Origin of the sequence: Amycolatopsis iheyensis, assembly GCF_024703995.1 — a bacterium.
Classification (GTDB): domain Bacteria; phylum Actinomycetota; class Actinomycetes; order Mycobacteriales; family Pseudonocardiaceae; genus Amycolatopsis; species Amycolatopsis iheyensis.
This window is the reverse complement of sequence record NZ_JAMXQV010000006.1, coordinates 209,651-223,110: the sequence shown is the minus strand read 5'-3', so window position 1 is coordinate 223,110 and position 13,460 is coordinate 209,651. Positions and strand designations below refer to the sequence as shown.

Annotated in this window: 15 protein-coding genes; 6 read left to right on the top strand and 9 right to left on the bottom strand. The window is 70.5% G+C overall.

Features of this window, described 5'->3' with window-relative positions; genetic code table 11:
• Positions 1-2: 2 nt before the first annotated feature.
• The 5 genes from mimD to M8542_RS13485 all read right to left on the bottom strand — a co-directional run bounded on the left by mimD (position 3) and on the right by M8542_RS13485 (position 4,608).
• Positions 3-374, bottom strand: a complete 372-nt coding sequence (gene mimD / locus M8542_RS13505) for a propane 2-monooxygenase effector subunit MimD (protein ID WP_257920461.1) — start codon at positions 372-374, stop codon at positions 3-5.
• The gene (locus tag M8542_RS13500; RefSeq protein ID WP_257920460.1) at positions 371-1,540 is read right to left on the bottom strand and encodes a ferritin family protein; all 1,170 of its coding nucleotides are present in this window, start codon (positions 1,538-1,540) and stop codon (positions 371-373) included. The genes mimD and M8542_RS13500 overlap by 4 nt, the downstream gene beginning before the upstream one ends.
• Positions 1,541-1,546: 6 nt before the next feature.
• Complete coding sequence (locus tag M8542_RS13495; RefSeq protein WP_257920459.1) at positions 1,547-2,575, bottom strand: NADH:ubiquinone reductase (Na(+)-transporting) subunit F; 1,029 nt, start codon at positions 2,573-2,575, stop codon at positions 1,547-1,549.
• 20 nt (positions 2,576-2,595) lie between these two features.
• Entirely contained in the window at positions 2,596-4,251 is a 1,656-nt protein-coding gene (locus M8542_RS13490) for a ferritin family protein (protein WP_257920458.1), read from the bottom strand.
• 108 nt (positions 4,252-4,359) lie between these two features.
• Complete coding sequence (locus M8542_RS13485) at positions 4,360-4,608, bottom strand: hypothetical protein (RefSeq protein ID WP_257920457.1); 249 nt, start codon at positions 4,606-4,608, stop codon at positions 4,360-4,362.
• Positions 4,609-4,775: 167 nt separating this feature from the next.
• Between M8542_RS13485 and M8542_RS13480 the strand changes: the two genes are divergently transcribed.
• A complete protein-coding gene (locus M8542_RS13480; RefSeq protein ID WP_257920456.1) occupies positions 4,776-6,575 on the top strand; it encodes a sigma-54-dependent Fis family transcriptional regulator in 1,800 nt (599 codons plus the stop codon).
• Between the two features lie 4 nt (positions 6,576-6,579).
• Here the strand turns inward: M8542_RS13480 and M8542_RS13475 are convergent, their stop codons facing one another.
• Positions 6,580-7,734: an FAD-dependent monooxygenase gene (locus tag M8542_RS13475; RefSeq protein WP_257920455.1), complete on the bottom strand. Its 1,155-nt coding sequence runs from the start codon at positions 7,732-7,734 to the stop codon at positions 6,580-6,582.
• A 93-nt stretch (positions 7,735-7,827) separates the two neighbouring features.
• Between M8542_RS13475 and M8542_RS13470 the strand changes: the two genes are divergently transcribed.
• Positions 7,828-8,397, top strand: a complete 570-nt coding sequence (locus M8542_RS13470; protein WP_257920454.1) for a TetR/AcrR family transcriptional regulator — start codon at positions 7,828-7,830, stop codon at positions 8,395-8,397.
• Here M8542_RS13470 and M8542_RS13465 read toward each other — a convergent pair.
• The gene (locus M8542_RS13465) at positions 8,390-9,100 is read right to left on the bottom strand and encodes a DUF4142 domain-containing protein (protein ID WP_257920453.1); all 711 of its coding nucleotides are present in this window, start codon (positions 9,098-9,100) and stop codon (positions 8,390-8,392) included. The two genes, M8542_RS13470 and M8542_RS13465, sit on opposite strands and share 8 nt — an antisense overlap.
• Before the next feature lie 185 nt (positions 9,101-9,285).
• Between M8542_RS13465 and M8542_RS13460 the strand changes: the two genes are divergently transcribed.
• Positions 9,286-9,762, top strand: coding sequence for a MarR family winged helix-turn-helix transcriptional regulator (locus M8542_RS13460; protein WP_257920452.1), 477 nt, complete (start codon positions 9,286-9,288; stop codon positions 9,760-9,762).
• A 17-nt stretch (positions 9,763-9,779) separates the two neighbouring features.
• Entirely contained in the window at positions 9,780-10,193 is a 414-nt protein-coding gene (locus tag M8542_RS13455) for a DUF5655 domain-containing protein (protein ID WP_257920451.1), read from the top strand.
• 2 nt (positions 10,194-10,195) lie between these two features.
• Here M8542_RS13455 and M8542_RS13450 read toward each other — a convergent pair whose 3' ends face one another.
• Positions 10,196-11,446: a YncE family protein gene (locus tag M8542_RS13450; RefSeq protein ID WP_257920450.1), complete on the bottom strand. Its 1,251-nt coding sequence runs from the start codon at positions 11,444-11,446 to the stop codon at positions 10,196-10,198.
• Between the two features lie 171 nt (positions 11,447-11,617).
• On the opposite strand from M8542_RS13450, the gene M8542_RS13445 reads away from it, so the two are divergent.
• Together M8542_RS13445 and M8542_RS13440 are read left to right on the top strand one after the other, a co-directional pair.
• Complete coding sequence (locus M8542_RS13445) at positions 11,618-12,733, top strand: RsbRD N-terminal domain-containing protein (RefSeq protein WP_257920449.1); 1,116 nt, start codon at positions 11,618-11,620, stop codon at positions 12,731-12,733.
• A 55-nt stretch (positions 12,734-12,788) separates the two neighbouring features.
• Positions 12,789-13,238 carry an HIT family protein gene (locus tag M8542_RS13440; RefSeq protein WP_257920448.1) on the top strand — a complete coding sequence of 150 codons (450 nt, stop codon included), beginning with the start codon at positions 12,789-12,791 and terminating at the stop codon, positions 13,236-13,238.
• Here M8542_RS13440 and M8542_RS13435 read toward each other — a convergent pair.
• Positions 13,235-13,444: a hypervirulence associated TUDOR domain-containing protein gene (locus tag M8542_RS13435; RefSeq protein WP_257920447.1), complete on the bottom strand. Its 210-nt coding sequence runs from the start codon at positions 13,442-13,444 to the stop codon at positions 13,235-13,237. The genes M8542_RS13440 and M8542_RS13435 overlap by 4 nt on opposite strands.
• Positions 13,445-13,460 lie beyond the last annotated feature (16 nt).

Here is a 13,460-nt window from a genome sequence, read left to right as displayed (position 1 = left end):
TTCTAGCGAATCGGCTTGAGGTCGAAGTCGAGGTACTCGGCCGCGTCCTCGGGGTTGGCGAACATGATCGTGCGGTCGTCTTCGTGGATCATCCGCCCGTAGTGGGTGGACATGCTCTCCTCGAACTCGGCCGCGTTGAACCAGCCCTCTTCCTCGCCGGCGGCCTCGTCGACCTCGGCGTACACGAGGTCGGTGCGCCCGACCGCGTCCACCCGGATCATCGAGGGCAGCGGCGTCACGGTCACGTTGTCCTTGCTCCCCATGACTTCGGCGATGATCGCGCCGACCTGGTTGTTCATCAGGGTGAACCCGCACATGTTCGACGCGGTGTTGTTCGTCTTGAACGGGCTTTCCGCGGTTTTGAAGACAGTCACTGGCCCAGCTCCTCGGGTGCCTTGAGGCCCAATTCGGACAGGATGCCGGCGAACCGGCTCTTCGCCCGGTCGAGACCGTCCTCGAACCGGATCGGCTTGGCGTCGGGCTGCGACCACAGCGGCTGCAGGGCGCGGGCGGCCGCGATGCTCTTCGGCACCCAGTCCTCGAGCCACTTCTGCAGCAGGCCGCGGTTGTGGTCGGCGAACTCCTTGTCGTTGATCAGCAGGTCGAACATCGCCTTCGTGTAGCGGAGGTCGCGTTCGGAGAAGTCGAACTCCTCGGCGCCGATCAGCGTCGGGGTGACGAAGTCGCCGTTCGCGGGCGCGGCCTGCTGGACGAGGTTGCTGCGGAACAGCTCGCCGACGAGGGGCTCGAAGACGATGTTCGCGGCGAAGATCGCCTCGCACCAGTCCCAGATCCCGGTCAGCTGCTCGGCGGTCTCCCGCACACCCTGCCACGCCGGGTCCTCGGCCCAGGTCGTCAGGTGCGCGCCGCCGTCGAAGCCGTCGATCTCTTCGGTGAGCGTCAGGTTGTACAGCGCCAGGTCCTGCGCCGCGCGGATCCGGTGCATGCTGTTCACCGAGATCGCGTTGTTGTGCATGTTCGTCGGGGCGCGGCGGTTGGCGTTGGCGTACAGGTACAGGCCGAGCCCGTGGTCGACGTGCATCCAGGCGCCGACGTGCTTGGCCACGAAGTCGACCCAGTTCGGGTTCCACTGCTCGAACGCCTTGGCCTGGCGCGCGGCGTCGACGTTCTGGTTGAGCTGGCGCACGACGTTCGCGTTGTAGCGGTAGAGGGTGAGCTCCCACTCCTCGTTGGGGTCGCGGAACTCGTGCCAGCCGTGGGCCGGCCAGTCGTAGCCCTTGCCGCCGGAGCCGGGGCTGCGCTCGGGCAGCGGCCGGTCGGAGCCCCACGCCTTCAGCGCGGTCCACTCCAGCGGGTAGCCGCCCTTGCCGTCGGCGAAGGCGTAGAGCCAGCCCTGGGACAGGTAGTGGCGCGGGTCCGGCTGGACTTCGACGGTGACGTCTTCGTAGTGGCTCTGCTTGCGCTTGGCCGGGGTGAAGTAGTTGTACCGGCGGGCGTCGGAGTCCGGGAAGACCTTGGCACCCGCTTCGGCGTCGGTGAACGTCGGCTTCGGCACACTGCGTTCTTGCGTGGCTGTCATGGGTTTTTACCCTTCGCCCGTGGTGGTGAACTTGTCGTAGAAGACGCGCTTTTCGGCGACGCCGAGCGCGGGCAGCAGTTCCAGCGCGGCCTCCACCATCGGCGGCGGGCCGCAGACGTAGGCGTCGGCTCCGGTCAGGTCGAGGCCGGCCCGGCGCAGGACGTCGGTGATCAGGCCGGTCTCGCCGTCCCAGGTGTCGTCACCCGGTTCGGAAAGCGCTGGTACGTAACGGAAGTTCGGCAGTTTCTCCTCGAGCTCCCGCAGTTCGGCGTGGAAGCACAGGTCCGCCTCGCGGCGGGCGCCGTAGTAGTAGGTCGCCTTCCGGTCGATGCCGCGCTCGGCCATGGAACGCAGCAGCGACAGGATCGGCGCCATCCCGGCCCCGCCGCCGACGAAGACCAGGTCCTTGCCCGGGTTGTCCCGGAGGGTGAACACCCCGAACGGGCCGGTCACCCGGAGCCGGTCGCCGACCGCGACATCGGTGTCGAGGAACCGGGAGAACAGCCCGTCGGGGTAGATCTTGATGACGAACTCCAGGAGCCCGTCGCGCGCCGAGGTGTTGGCCATCGAGAACGACCGCGTCTCCTCGGTGCCCGGGACCGCGAAGTCCAGGTACTGCCCGGGGAAGAACTTGAGCTCCTCGGGCACGCGCACGACCAGGTGCCGGAGGTCGTGCGTGACGTGGTCGTTGGCCACGACCTCGACCGTCGCCTCCTGGATCGGCAGCCCGGACTGGATCATCTCCTCGTCGTAGTTGAGCAGCTCGATCGTCAGGTCTTCGTAGGCGTGGGCCCGGCACAGCAGCGTGAAACCCTCCTCCTTTTCGTAGTCGGGGAGCGCGAAGGTCGAATAGCGGTCGTGTTCGACGTCGTCGCCGTCGAGGATGAACGACTTGCACGCCGCGCACTGCCCTTCCTTGCAGCCGTGCATGAGCATGACGCCCTGCTCGGCGGCGGCGCGCAGGATCGTGGTGTCCTCGGCGACGTCGATCTCGATCCCGACCGGTTCGAACCGGACGCGGTGCTTCTCTGCCATGCCAGGCCCTTCCTACGCCGTCAGGCCGTCTGCGGCGCCGGGCGCCCGGCCGGGCCCTGGCGGTTGTAGTCGGCCACGAACGCGGCGCGCTCGGCGTCGGACATCTGGTTCAGCAGCACGTTCGGCGACTGCACCTCGGGCATCCGGCGCAGGTGGTCGAGCGTCCACAGCTTCTTCGGGTCGTCCAGGTTGAGGTGCGGCTGCGCGACCATGGTCTTGCCGTCGTCGCGGACGAAGCCCATGTCGGAGACGACGTCGGCCCAGTTCCAGCCGTGGTAGAGCGTCTCCCACTCGCGGGCGCCGACCAGCTGGCCCATGTTCGGGGTGTTGCGGCCCTGGTAGGTGGGCCGGAACGCCTCGGCGTCGGTCCAGCGGCAGGGCTCCGAGCAGTAGGTCCGGTGCTGGCCGTCGACCTCGTCGACCACCATGTCCTCGCGGATGAGGCACGGCACCATGCAGGTCCAGCAGCGGTGCGGGTACACGTAGTCGACGTCTTCGGCGACGATCGGGTGGTGCCCGTTCGGCGTCGACAGGCGCGCGTAGTTCTCCCACCACTTGCCGTACTTGTCGTACCAGCCCGGGTACTTGTATTCGAACCACTCGAAGTCCGTGTCGGTCATCGGGTCGATGCGCCAGTAGTTGGCGAGCCACCCGGTGGCGAAGAACTGCGCGACCTCGTGGACGTAGCCCTTGTTCCAGATCCGGTTCCAGGCTTCCTCGATGAGGTCGTGCGGGATGACGAGCCCGTACTTCTCGAGCGGGACGAGGTAGGAGCGGTAGTAGTCGTCGTAGATCCAGCGGCGCCACATCTCCGCGTACGATTCGCGGTCCTTGCGGCGGTCCTTGGTGCCGTACTCGATGAACGTGCCGATCGCGGCGTCGACGACGGCGTGGTTGTTCCACCACGCGTACCGCAGGTCGCGTTCGAGCAGCTGGTGGTTGCTCTCGTCCGACAACGCCATCAGCAGGGTCGCGTAGCCGTTGCTGATGTGGCGGGACTCGTCGGACTGCACCGAGTGGAACACCGTGGGCAGCAGGTAGTCGCCGTTGGCGGCGGCTTCGGCCGGCATGGCGACGAACAGCGTGTTCGTGAACGCCGTCTCGGCGACGATCGTCAGGTAGATGCTCGCCGCGGTGATGGCGTCACCGGTGATGAACCCTTCGGCGAACTGGCGGCCGATCGTGCCGCAGTAGTCGTTCTGGAAGTTGCGCAGACTCGAGTTGAAGCCCGCCGGGTCGATGTAGTTCTGCATGTACAGGCGCTTGAGGTTCTGCTGGATCGTCGAGTGGCGGACCTCGTCGATCATCTGGATCGCCTGGCCGTTGTGCAGTTCCGGGTTCGGCACCGTGCGGAACAGCAGCGGCATCGCCCGGGCCGCGGAGATCTCGGGCAGCGGGATGATCGAGAGGAACAGCTTCTGCCACTCCAGCCAGCGTTCCTGGACCTGGCGGAACATGTTGCCGCGAATCGCGCCGTCCTCGGCGCCGTAGACCCGGTGGTCCTTTTCCTCCTGCATCGGGAAGTACGAGCGGAGGACCTGCTTCAACGGGTCCTTCTTCTTGGCCTTCTGGAACGTGTAGTCGGTCCCGTAGTGCGAAACCGGGGTGTGGTACGCCGGCTCCCACGACAGTTCCTGGATCTTCTGGTGGGCTTTCGCCACACTCTGGCGACTCATGGATCAACTCCTTGTGGAATCGCTCGCCGTCGGGGCGGACGTCCTGCGTTGACCATTGAAGGGGCGGGCCCGCGTGACGCGGGTCTCAATCTGAGACAGAACCGCTGCTCAGGGCGTTTCGTCCGCGCCGAGCATCCGCGCCCGCAGCTCGGCGAGCTCGCTGTGGACGCCGGTGCGCACGCGCGCGTCCCCTTCGACCGTCGGGGTGATGCCGAGCGCGCGCAGCAGCGCCGCGGCCGGCTCGCCCGGATGGCCCTCCTCGCCGAACGTCGGGTGCAGCCCCTGTTCGGCCAGATGCGTGAAAACCAGGTTGACGATCGTCCACGGGTTGTAGGTCTCCGCGGCGTCGGCGGCCATGGGCACTCCTCCTGGTCAGCGGTCGGTTACCGATCCATCGGACCGCCGCGGGCGCGGCACGGGCGTCTCAATTTGAGACACCACTGGGCGCGCGGCGGTCTTAGGCTGGACGGGCGGCACAACGGGTGTGCCCGCACCCACGTGGGCCGCGGGAAACAGGAGGTCACGTGGACGAGATCGCGCCCGGAACCCTGCTCGCCGACGACGAGCTCGCCCGCACCCGGGTGCGTTTCCTGACCGCCGAACCGGTGCCGCCCGGCACGGTCCGGCAGACGATCCTGGCGTCGTGGCGGCGGTCCCAGGAGTTCCGCGTCCAGGCCGAGCGGATCGACCCGCTCTACCTCGGCGACCAGAACCTCGACATCCCGCTGATGCGCGGCGCCGAGCCCGTGCTGCACAAGCTCAGCGAGCAGTTCGACGGCCAGCCGATCAGCCTCATCCTCACCGACCCGAACGGTGTCGTGCTCACCCAGCGCACCGGCGACGCCGACCTGCGCCGGCACCTCGAGCGCGTCGAGCTGGTGCCCGGGTTCAGCTACGGCGAGCAGTCCGTCGGCACCAACGGCATCGGCACGGCGCTGGAAGACGGCCGCGCGACCACGGTGTTCGGCCACGAGCACTACGCCGAGCACCTGGAGAACCTGGCCTGCGCCGGCGTGCCGATCCACCACCCGATCTCCGGCAAGAAGATCGGCGCCGTCGACCTCACCTGCTGGTACAAGGACGCGGGCGGCCTGCTCATCGCGCTGGCCCGCTCGACGGCCGAGCAGATCCGCCAGGCCCTGCTGCGGCACAGCGACCTGCGGGAGATGATCCTCTTCCAGGCCTACCTGCAGACCTGCCGCCGGTGGACCGGGATCGTGCTGGCGTTCAACGAAGACATCGTGATGATGAACGACCGGGCCCGGCAGCTGCTCGACCCGGCCGACCAGTCGGTGCTGCTCGGCCACGCGACCGAAGCACTCGCCGAGAGCCGACGCACGCCGGCGACGCTCGCGCTGTCCAGCGGCCTGCGCGTGCGGGTGTTCTGCCGCCGCGTCCCCGGCCAGCGCGAGACCGACATCGCCGGTGGCGTGCTGTCGGTGAAGCTGATCGAAGCCGAGGAGTCGCTGGCGGTGTCGACGCCGATGCTGCCGATGTACCTGCCGGGCGTGGTCGGGTCGGCGCCGCTGTGGCTGCGCTGCGGGCACGACCTCGACACCGGTCACCAGCGCGGCGAGTGGGTCGCGCTGGAGGGCGAGGCGGGCACCGGCAAGCTGACCCTGGCCAAGGGCCTGCACCAGCGGCACCACCCGGCGGCCCGGCTGCTGAGCGTCGACGCGGGCACGCTCACGCTCGACTCGGTGGCCGCGCTGGCCCACGAGCACGCCGAGGCCCCGATCCGCACGCTGGTGGTGCGCCACGCCGACCGCCTGCCGGCGCCGGTGGCGAACGCGCTCGCGGTGGTGCTGCGCCGGCTGCGCGACCGGCCGGACGCGCCGTGGGTGGTGGTGACGCTCGTGCCGGAGGCCGAGACCGAGCCGGCGCTGGCGGAGCTGCTGAAGTCGTTCCCGCGGACGGTCCGGGTGCCACCACTGCGCCACCACGTCGAGGACCTGGCGGAACTGGTGCCGCTGGTGCTGAGCAAGCTCGGCTACGGCGGCCGCCTCACCTGTTCGGCGGCGGCACTGCACCTGCTGATGCGGGCGGAGTGGCCGGGCAATACCGGCCAGCTCTACCAGGTGCTGCGCAAGGTGGCCCAGCGCCGCCGAGCGGGCACGATCCGCCCGGGCGACCTCCCGGCGGAGTTCCACACGGTGGCCCGCCGGCCGCTGAACCGCTTCGAGTCCATCGAGCGCGACGCGATCGTCCGCTGCCTGGAGGACGCGGACGGCAACAAGGTCCGCGCGGCCAAGCTGCTGGGCATCTCCAGGGCGACGATCTACCGCAAGATCCACGAATACGGCATCGTGCCCCCGACGCGCTGAGGCCTCAGCGGGCCGCCAGCTCGGCCAGCTGGTAGGCCAGCTTGTGCCGGGCCGGCGGCAACGAGAACACCGTCTTCATGATCGTGTTGCGCAGCACGCGGGCCGGGCGGGGACGCAGCGTCGCCATCCGGGTCATCCGGTCGGTGAACGCCACGACCTCCGTCGCGATCGGCCGCCGGGTCGCCTCGTAGGTGTCCAGCAGCGTGTCCGGCTCGCCGCCGAGCACCCGGGCCAGCAGGCGGCCCAGCACGACCGCGTCCTGGATGCCGGTGTTCATGCCCTGGCCGCCGGCCGGGCTGTGCACGTGGGCCGCGTCGCCGGCCAGGAACACCCGGCCCGCGCGGTAGTGGTCGGCCACCCGGTGGTGCACGCGGAACCGCGAGCTCCACACGACCTCGGTGACCCGTGACCGCGCGCCCTCCGGGCCGCGAGCGTCCACAATGGACTGGATGTCGGCGGTGCCCGGGTGTTCGGGAGCCTCGGCGACCGTCGCCACCACGCGGTAGTGGTCGTCGCCGTCGGGCAGGGGTGCCACCACCGTCACCCCCTCCGGGGACAGGTGCAGGCTGACCTCCGCGCGGTCCAGCGGCCAGCTCATCCGGACGTCGGCCAGCACGAACGACTCCGCGTAGCTCGCCCCGGTGAAGCCGATGCCCGCCTGCTCGCGCACCGTGCTGTGCATGCCGTCGGCGGCGATGACGTACTTCGCGCGCACGGCGCCGCCGGTCGTCGTCACCGTCACCCCCGTGTCGTCGCCCGCGATCGCCGTGACCTCGTACGGGCGGTGCACGTCGCCGCCGGCCTCGCGCAGCCTCGCCAGCAGCACCGCTTCGGTCCGGTCCTGCGGCACCATCAGCGTGTACGGGTACGGCGTGGGCAGCCCGCCGAAGGGCACCTTCGCGAGCACGGTGGCACCGTCGCGGACGGTGAACGTCGGGACGACGACGCCCAGCTCCTTCAGCCGCTCGGTGACGCCGAGCTCGGCCAGCACCTCCAGGGTCCGGGCGTGCACCACGCAGGCCCGGGAGGTGTTCGCCCCCTCGGCCTGGCGGTCGAGCAGCACGAAGTCGACGCCGGCTTCGGCCAGCGCGAGCGCGGCGGTGAGCCCGGCGGGGCCGGCTCCGGCGATCAGGACGTCGGTACGGGCGGGCAGGGACATGACGGCACCTCCGAGTTTGCCAACAACTGTTGGCATCCACGGTAGGCACCGTAGCGCTGGCTTGTCAACAAGTGTTGGCCTACACTTGTTGGCATGAGTGAGCCACGACGGTCCGACGCCACCCGGGCGACGATCCTCGAAGCCGCGCGCCGCCGGTTCGCCGCCGACGGCTTCCGCCGCGCGACGATCCGCGCGATCGCCGCCGACGCGGACATCGACCCGTCGATGGTGATGCGCTACTACGGCAGCAAGGACGGCTTGTTCGCCGCGGCCGTGGACGTCGAACTGGACCTGCCGGACCTGGCCACCGCCGATCCGGACACCGTCGGCGAGCTGCTGACCAGGCAGTTCCTGGTCCTGTGGGAGCAGCCGCCGACGGATGAGATCCTGCTGACGCTGCTGCGGTCGGCCGTCGCCGACGACGCCGTGGTCGAGAAGATGCGGCAGGTGTTCGCCGGCCAGGTCACCCCCGCCGTGCTGCGGTTCGGTGACCCGGCCGACGCCCCGCGCCGCGCGGGGCTGGTCGTGAGCCAGCTGCTCGGGCTGGCCCTGACCCGCTACGTCCTGCGCCTGCCGCCGGTGGTCGCGCTCTCCCCCGCCGAGGTCGTCGCCGAGGTCGGCCCGACCGTCCAGCGCTACCTGGCCGGCGGCGCGCTCACTTAGGGTTCACGGTGTTCGCGACGTCCTGCAGGGTCGACGTGTCGACCAGGCCGGTGTCCTCCAGGACGTTCATGTGGTCGAGCACGGTCTGGTTCGCCTGCGTCGCGTGCCGGCGGATGACGTCGTTCTGCGTGCCGGCGCGCACCTCGGCGATGGTCGCGAAGATCTTGCCGTGCGAATTGCGCAGCAGGTTCACGAAGAGCCGGTCGAACTCGAGCCCCTGCGCGGCGGTGAGCTGGCGGACCCAGCCCTGCTGGTCCGCGCTGGCCTGGTCGGGCAGCTGCACGCCGAGCATCTTCGCGTCCTCGCGGACGAGCTGGTCGAGGTGCGAGTGCCCGTCGAGCAGGTGCAGCCCGGCGCGTTTCACCGCGTCGCTGCTGGCGTGGGTCTGCGCGAGGGTGCCCGCCGGCATCTCCCACAGCCCGGCCTGCCGGACCTTGACCAGGAACGTCTTGTCGAGCGCGGTGACCGGTCCGGCGCCGAGCGGGTTGTCCCCGGCGCCGGCCTGGGCGGCCGACCCCATCTGCATGCCCGCCATGCTGCCCGCGCCGTACGCCGGGACCTGCGCCTGCGTCGACCCGGGTGCGGTCTGGGCGCTGGCTTTCAGCACCATGACCGAGCCCACGGCGACCACGGCGAGCGTGGCCACGACGACCAGCAACGTCCGAGCCCTGGCCTTGGCCGTCATGCCACGGTGATCCGGCATCGTTCCTCCTTCTGGCGACAAGTGCCTGTACGGGGTACTACGGCTCTGGTCGCGAAGGGGTTCAAGCCAATTTTTCTTGTGCGGCAACGGGTTTGCTGCGTCTGATGTGGACGCGCGAAGGAGGCCCCGGCGAGTGTCGGGGTTCCATCTTGACCGATGCTCTTGCCGTTGGCAAGTATTGCTTCATGCAAACCCTCGAAGACGCGGCCCCGGGCGCCGACCCGGACGTGGTGGCCCTCGACGGCCTCACCCTGGTCCTGGTCGGGATCGCGTGGGAGTGCGCGCACACCGCGCCACCCGAGGTGTCGTTCCCGCAGACGCGGCTGCTGCTCATCCTCGACCGGCTCGGGCGGGTCCCGAGCTCCCGGCTGGCGGCGGCGATGGGCGTGAACGCGTCGTCGGTGACCCGGCTGGCCGACCGGCTGGAGGCCCTCGGCTACCTGACGCGCGGGCGCGACCCGCGCAACCGGAGCGTGGTGACGCTGGAGGTCACGGACACCGGCCACGAGCTGGTGACGCGGATCCTGGACCAGCGGCACGCGGCGCTGGGCACTCTGCTGGACCGGCTGCCGCCCACGCAGCGGAAGGCCGCGGCCACCGCCGCCCGCCGGCTGGTGAACGCGGCCGCGACGATCCCCGCGCTGGGCCCGGCGCCGCTGTGAGTGCCATCCTGGACGGCATGCCGACCCGGTGGACGTGCCCGCGCTGCGACCGCGAGTTCGCGCGCGCCGGCCAGGGCCACACGTGCGTCCCGGGCTGCACGGTCGAAGAAACCTTCGCCGGTCGCGACCCACGCTTCCGCGCGATCTACGACGCGGTCGTCGGGCACCTGCGTACCCTCGGCGACGTCCACGAGGACGCGGTAAAGGTGGGCGTGTTCCTCAAGCGGGACCGGAAGCTGGCCGAGCTCCGGCCCCGCTCGCGAGACGTGCTGGTCTACCTGTTCCTGCCGCGGCCAATCGAGACCGCCCGCATCGCCCCGGCGCGCTGGGCGTCGGGGCCGCGGGTCGGTCACCAGCTGAAGCTGCGCGAAGTGTCCGATGTGGACGATGAAGTCCGTGGCTGGTTCACGATCGCCTACGACTTCTCCTGAAGTCAGCCGGCGGCCGGGCCGGTCCAGCCTTCCGGGACGTGGCCGATCCGGACCCGCTGCGGGTGGTCGCCCACCGGCACCGAGAGGCGTTTCTGCCCGGTCGCGAAGTCGATCGCCGTCACCTGGTCCGTGCCCGCTTCGGAGATCACGCACGCGCTGCCGTCGCCGCTGACCGTCGCCCAGTACGGCTTAACCGCCGGCACCAGCGTGCCCTGCTGCAGCGTCGCGCGGTCGACGACCGTGGCGTAGTCGTCCATCGTGCCGGCGATGCAGAGCTTCGTGCCCGCCGGGTTCATCGACATGCCGTGGTGGCGCGAGTCGTTGACGAAGGTCGTGCGGTCGTCGCTCGTGGCCGGGTTCTTCGGCAGCTCCTTGAGCCGGGTGATCTTGTCACTCGCGACGTCGTACTCCAGGAAGCCGTTGAAGAACGACACCTGGAAGTACAGCTTGGACTCGTCCGGGGTGAACGCCACCGGGCGCACCGCGTCCGAGAGGTCGCGCCGCCCGAAGGCGTCCAGGCGCGGCCGCATGTCGATCACCTTGACCTGCTGGAAGGTCGCCGCGTCGACGACCGTGATGTGCCGGTCCCCCTTGGTGAAGTCCCAGCCCGGGTCGTCGAGGTCGGTGTTGACCTCGCCGATCGACATGTTCCACAGGTACCGGCCGCCGTCGGTGAAGACGTTCTCGTGCGGCTTGTCCCCGGCGGTGAACGAGCCGACCTGCTGCCCGGTCACGATGTCCAGCACGTGCACGGTGTTCGACGTCGAGGCGGACACGGCGACGCGGCGCCCGTCCGGCGAAACCGCCATGTGGTCGGACCGGAAGCCCGACACCGGGAACCGCCAGTTGACGCGCCCGGTGGTGAGGTCGATCGAGACGACGTCGGCGAAGCTCGGGCGCGACGCCACCACCGACGAACCGTCGGGTGTGGTGTACATGTCGTCGACGAACTGGTCGTGCCCCTCGCCGGGTCCGTTGCGGATGCCGAGGAAGAAGGCGAGCTTGATCGGGTTCAGGTAGATCTCGCGGAGGCGGTCGTCCTTGTCGGGGATGATGTTCACGCGCCCGACGTGGGCGAAGGAGCCGCGGGACTCGATGACGTCGGCCGTCCCCGCCCAGTTGTTGCCGACGAACATCACCTCCCGCAGTGCCGCCGGCGCCGCCGGCACCGCCGCGCCGGTCGTCAGCAGGAGGGCCGCGGCGAGGCACGAGAGGTACGACCGCCGTCGGCGGGAGCTCGGGGATGTGCGCACGGAAGACACCTTTCGACGCTGAACAGGTGCGGCGGTGGTTTTTGCGCGGGACAGGGGTTACTGTCCGGTATGCCACGATAACCGGCCCCGGGAGCTCCTCCGGTAGGGCCGATCGCCCAACGTCGCGGGCGGCGGGTTGTGGCTGTGCCACAACTTCTCGGAGGAGGTGCCGTGACGCCGCTGCTCCGGCGGATCCTCGACGCGATGGCCGCGGACGAGACCGTGGTGGACGAGCTGGTCAAGGTGGCACGCGGCAAGTCACCCGCGGTCGCCCGCCTGCCGGAGGCCGAAAACCGGCGGCACATCCAGGTTCTGCTGTCGGCGGCCCTGCGCGCGACGGCCAGTCCCGGTCAAGGGGACTACACCACCGCGGAGGCGCTGGGCGCCGACCGCGCCGCCCAGGGTGTCCCGCTCACCGAACTCCTGCGCGGGGTTCAGGCGGGCCGCACGCACGCGGCCCGCGTGGCCGTCGAACGCGCCCGCGCCGCGGGGGTGCCGGACGACGCCATCCTGGAGACGATCCTCGACGCCGACCGCTACACCGGCGCGCTGGAGCACCACATCGTCAAGGGCTACCACGCCGCGGAGCTCCAGCTGTCCCGCACGGTGCGCGACGCGCGGACCCAGCTGCTGCGGACGCTCCTGCTCGCCGGGCACCCGCCGGCGCCCGAGGAGCTCCGGCGGGCGGGCCTGCCACCCGAAGGGCAGTACTGCTGCGTGGTGTCCGACGTCAGCGATCCGGCGCAGGCCCGCGTGCTCGAGCAGGCACTGCTGGAGTTCGGCGGGGTCTACGGCCTGGTCGAAGGCCGGCTCACCGGCTTGGCGGCCCGGCCACCGGCGGGGATCCCGCTGGCGGACGACGTCCTGCTGGTCGTCGCGCCCCCGGCGGCGGTGCCCGCGCTGCGCGAGGTGCACGGCCTCTGCACGGCGGCGGCGCGGATCGCCGGCCGCGGGTACCACGACCTCACGGCGCTGGCGGGCGAAGTCGCGCTGAGCGCCCAGCCGCTGCTCGGCGACCTGCTGACGTCGACGCTGCTCGGCGCCCTCGATCCCGGGAACGCGTTCCACCACGAGCTGGCGGCGACGGCCCTGGCGTACCTGGATCACGGCCGGCGCCTGCGTCCCACGGCCGAGCACCTGCACCTGCACCCGAACACGGTCCGGTACCGGCTGGACCGGCTGGCGGAGCTGACCCCGTTGGTCCTGGCGGAAAACAGCGGCGGCCGGGTGCTCGACGCGGTGCGGCCGTGGTGGGCACTGCACCGGTGGCTCAGCTCGACGGGCTGAGCCCCTCCACGCGGTGCACCTGCAGCGGCGTGAGGGGTTCGCTACGGTCGCCGGCATGCCCAAGCCACCACCGCTGCCCGAGACCACCCCCGACGGCCGGTGCGTGTTCTGCGCAATCGCCGCGGGCGACGCCCCGGCGTCGTTCGTGCACGAGGACGACGAGTTCGTGGGCATCGTCGACCTGCGCCCGGTGACCACCGGCCACCTGCTGGTGCTCCCCCGCGCCCACCACGAGGACCTGGCGGCCCTCCCGCCCGAGGCGGGCGCCCGCATGTTCACGATCGCCCAGCGCCTCGCGGCGGCGGTGCGCCGCACGGACCTGCGCTGCGACGGCATCAACCTGTTCCTGGCCGACGGCCGGGCGGCGGGCCAGGAGATCCTCCACGTCCACCTGCACGTGATCCCCCGCCACCCACAGGACGGCTTCGTCCTCGACGCCGACTGGCGCATCCGCGACCGCGCGGAGCTGGCGGCGGTGGCGGAGAAGGTGCGGGCGGCGCGTTAGGCCTTGTGCAGCTTGTCCGGGTGGTGCACGGCGGTCCTCCCGGTCTTCTCGCTCTTGACGAGGTACTGCGGCTCCTCGGGCGACGCCTTCACATCGCGCTTGCCGGCGTGAGTGTCCTTGGTGATCTTTTCTTCGACCGTGCCCACCGAGCTCTGGTTGCCCGCGTCCCAGCGCACGCGGTCGCCCTTCGCGAAGTCCTTGCTCATGAGAGCCACCTCCTCG

Excerpts from the sequence above, each read along its gene's own strand:
- M8542_RS13455 (WP_257920451.1), top strand. The coding sequence starts at position 9,780 with ATGCCGACCCGGTGGACGTGCCCGCGCTGCGACCGCGAGTTCGCGCGC.
- M8542_RS13475 (WP_257920455.1), bottom strand. The coding sequence starts at position 7,734 with ATGTCCCTGCCCGCCCGTACCGACGTCCTGATCGCCGGAGCCGGCCCC.
- M8542_RS13485 (WP_257920457.1), bottom strand. The coding sequence starts at position 4,608 with ATGGCCGCCGACGCCGCGGAGACCTACAACCCGTGGACGATCGTCAAC.
- M8542_RS13490 (WP_257920458.1), bottom strand. The coding sequence starts at position 4,251 with ATGAGTCGCCAGAGTGTGGCGAAAGCCCACCAGAAGATCCAGGAACTG.
- M8542_RS13435 (WP_257920447.1), bottom strand. The coding sequence starts at position 13,444 with ATGAGCAAGGACTTCGCGAAGGGCGACCGCGTGCGCTGGGACGCGGGC.
- M8542_RS13470 (WP_257920454.1), top strand. The coding sequence starts at position 7,828 with ATGAGTGAGCCACGACGGTCCGACGCCACCCGGGCGACGATCCTCGAA.
- M8542_RS13465 (WP_257920453.1), bottom strand. The coding sequence starts at position 9,100 with ATGCCGGATCACCGTGGCATGACGGCCAAGGCCAGGGCTCGGACGTTG.
- M8542_RS13495 (WP_257920459.1), bottom strand. The coding sequence starts at position 2,575 with ATGGCAGAGAAGCACCGCGTCCGGTTCGAACCGGTCGGGATCGAGATC.
- M8542_RS13440 (WP_257920448.1), top strand. The coding sequence starts at position 12,789 with ATGCCCAAGCCACCACCGCTGCCCGAGACCACCCCCGACGGCCGGTGC.
- M8542_RS13460 (WP_257920452.1), top strand. The coding sequence starts at position 9,286 with ATGCAAACCCTCGAAGACGCGGCCCCGGGCGCCGACCCGGACGTGGTG.
- M8542_RS13500 (WP_257920460.1), bottom strand. The coding sequence starts at position 1,540 with ATGACAGCCACGCAAGAACGCAGTGTGCCGAAGCCGACGTTCACCGAC.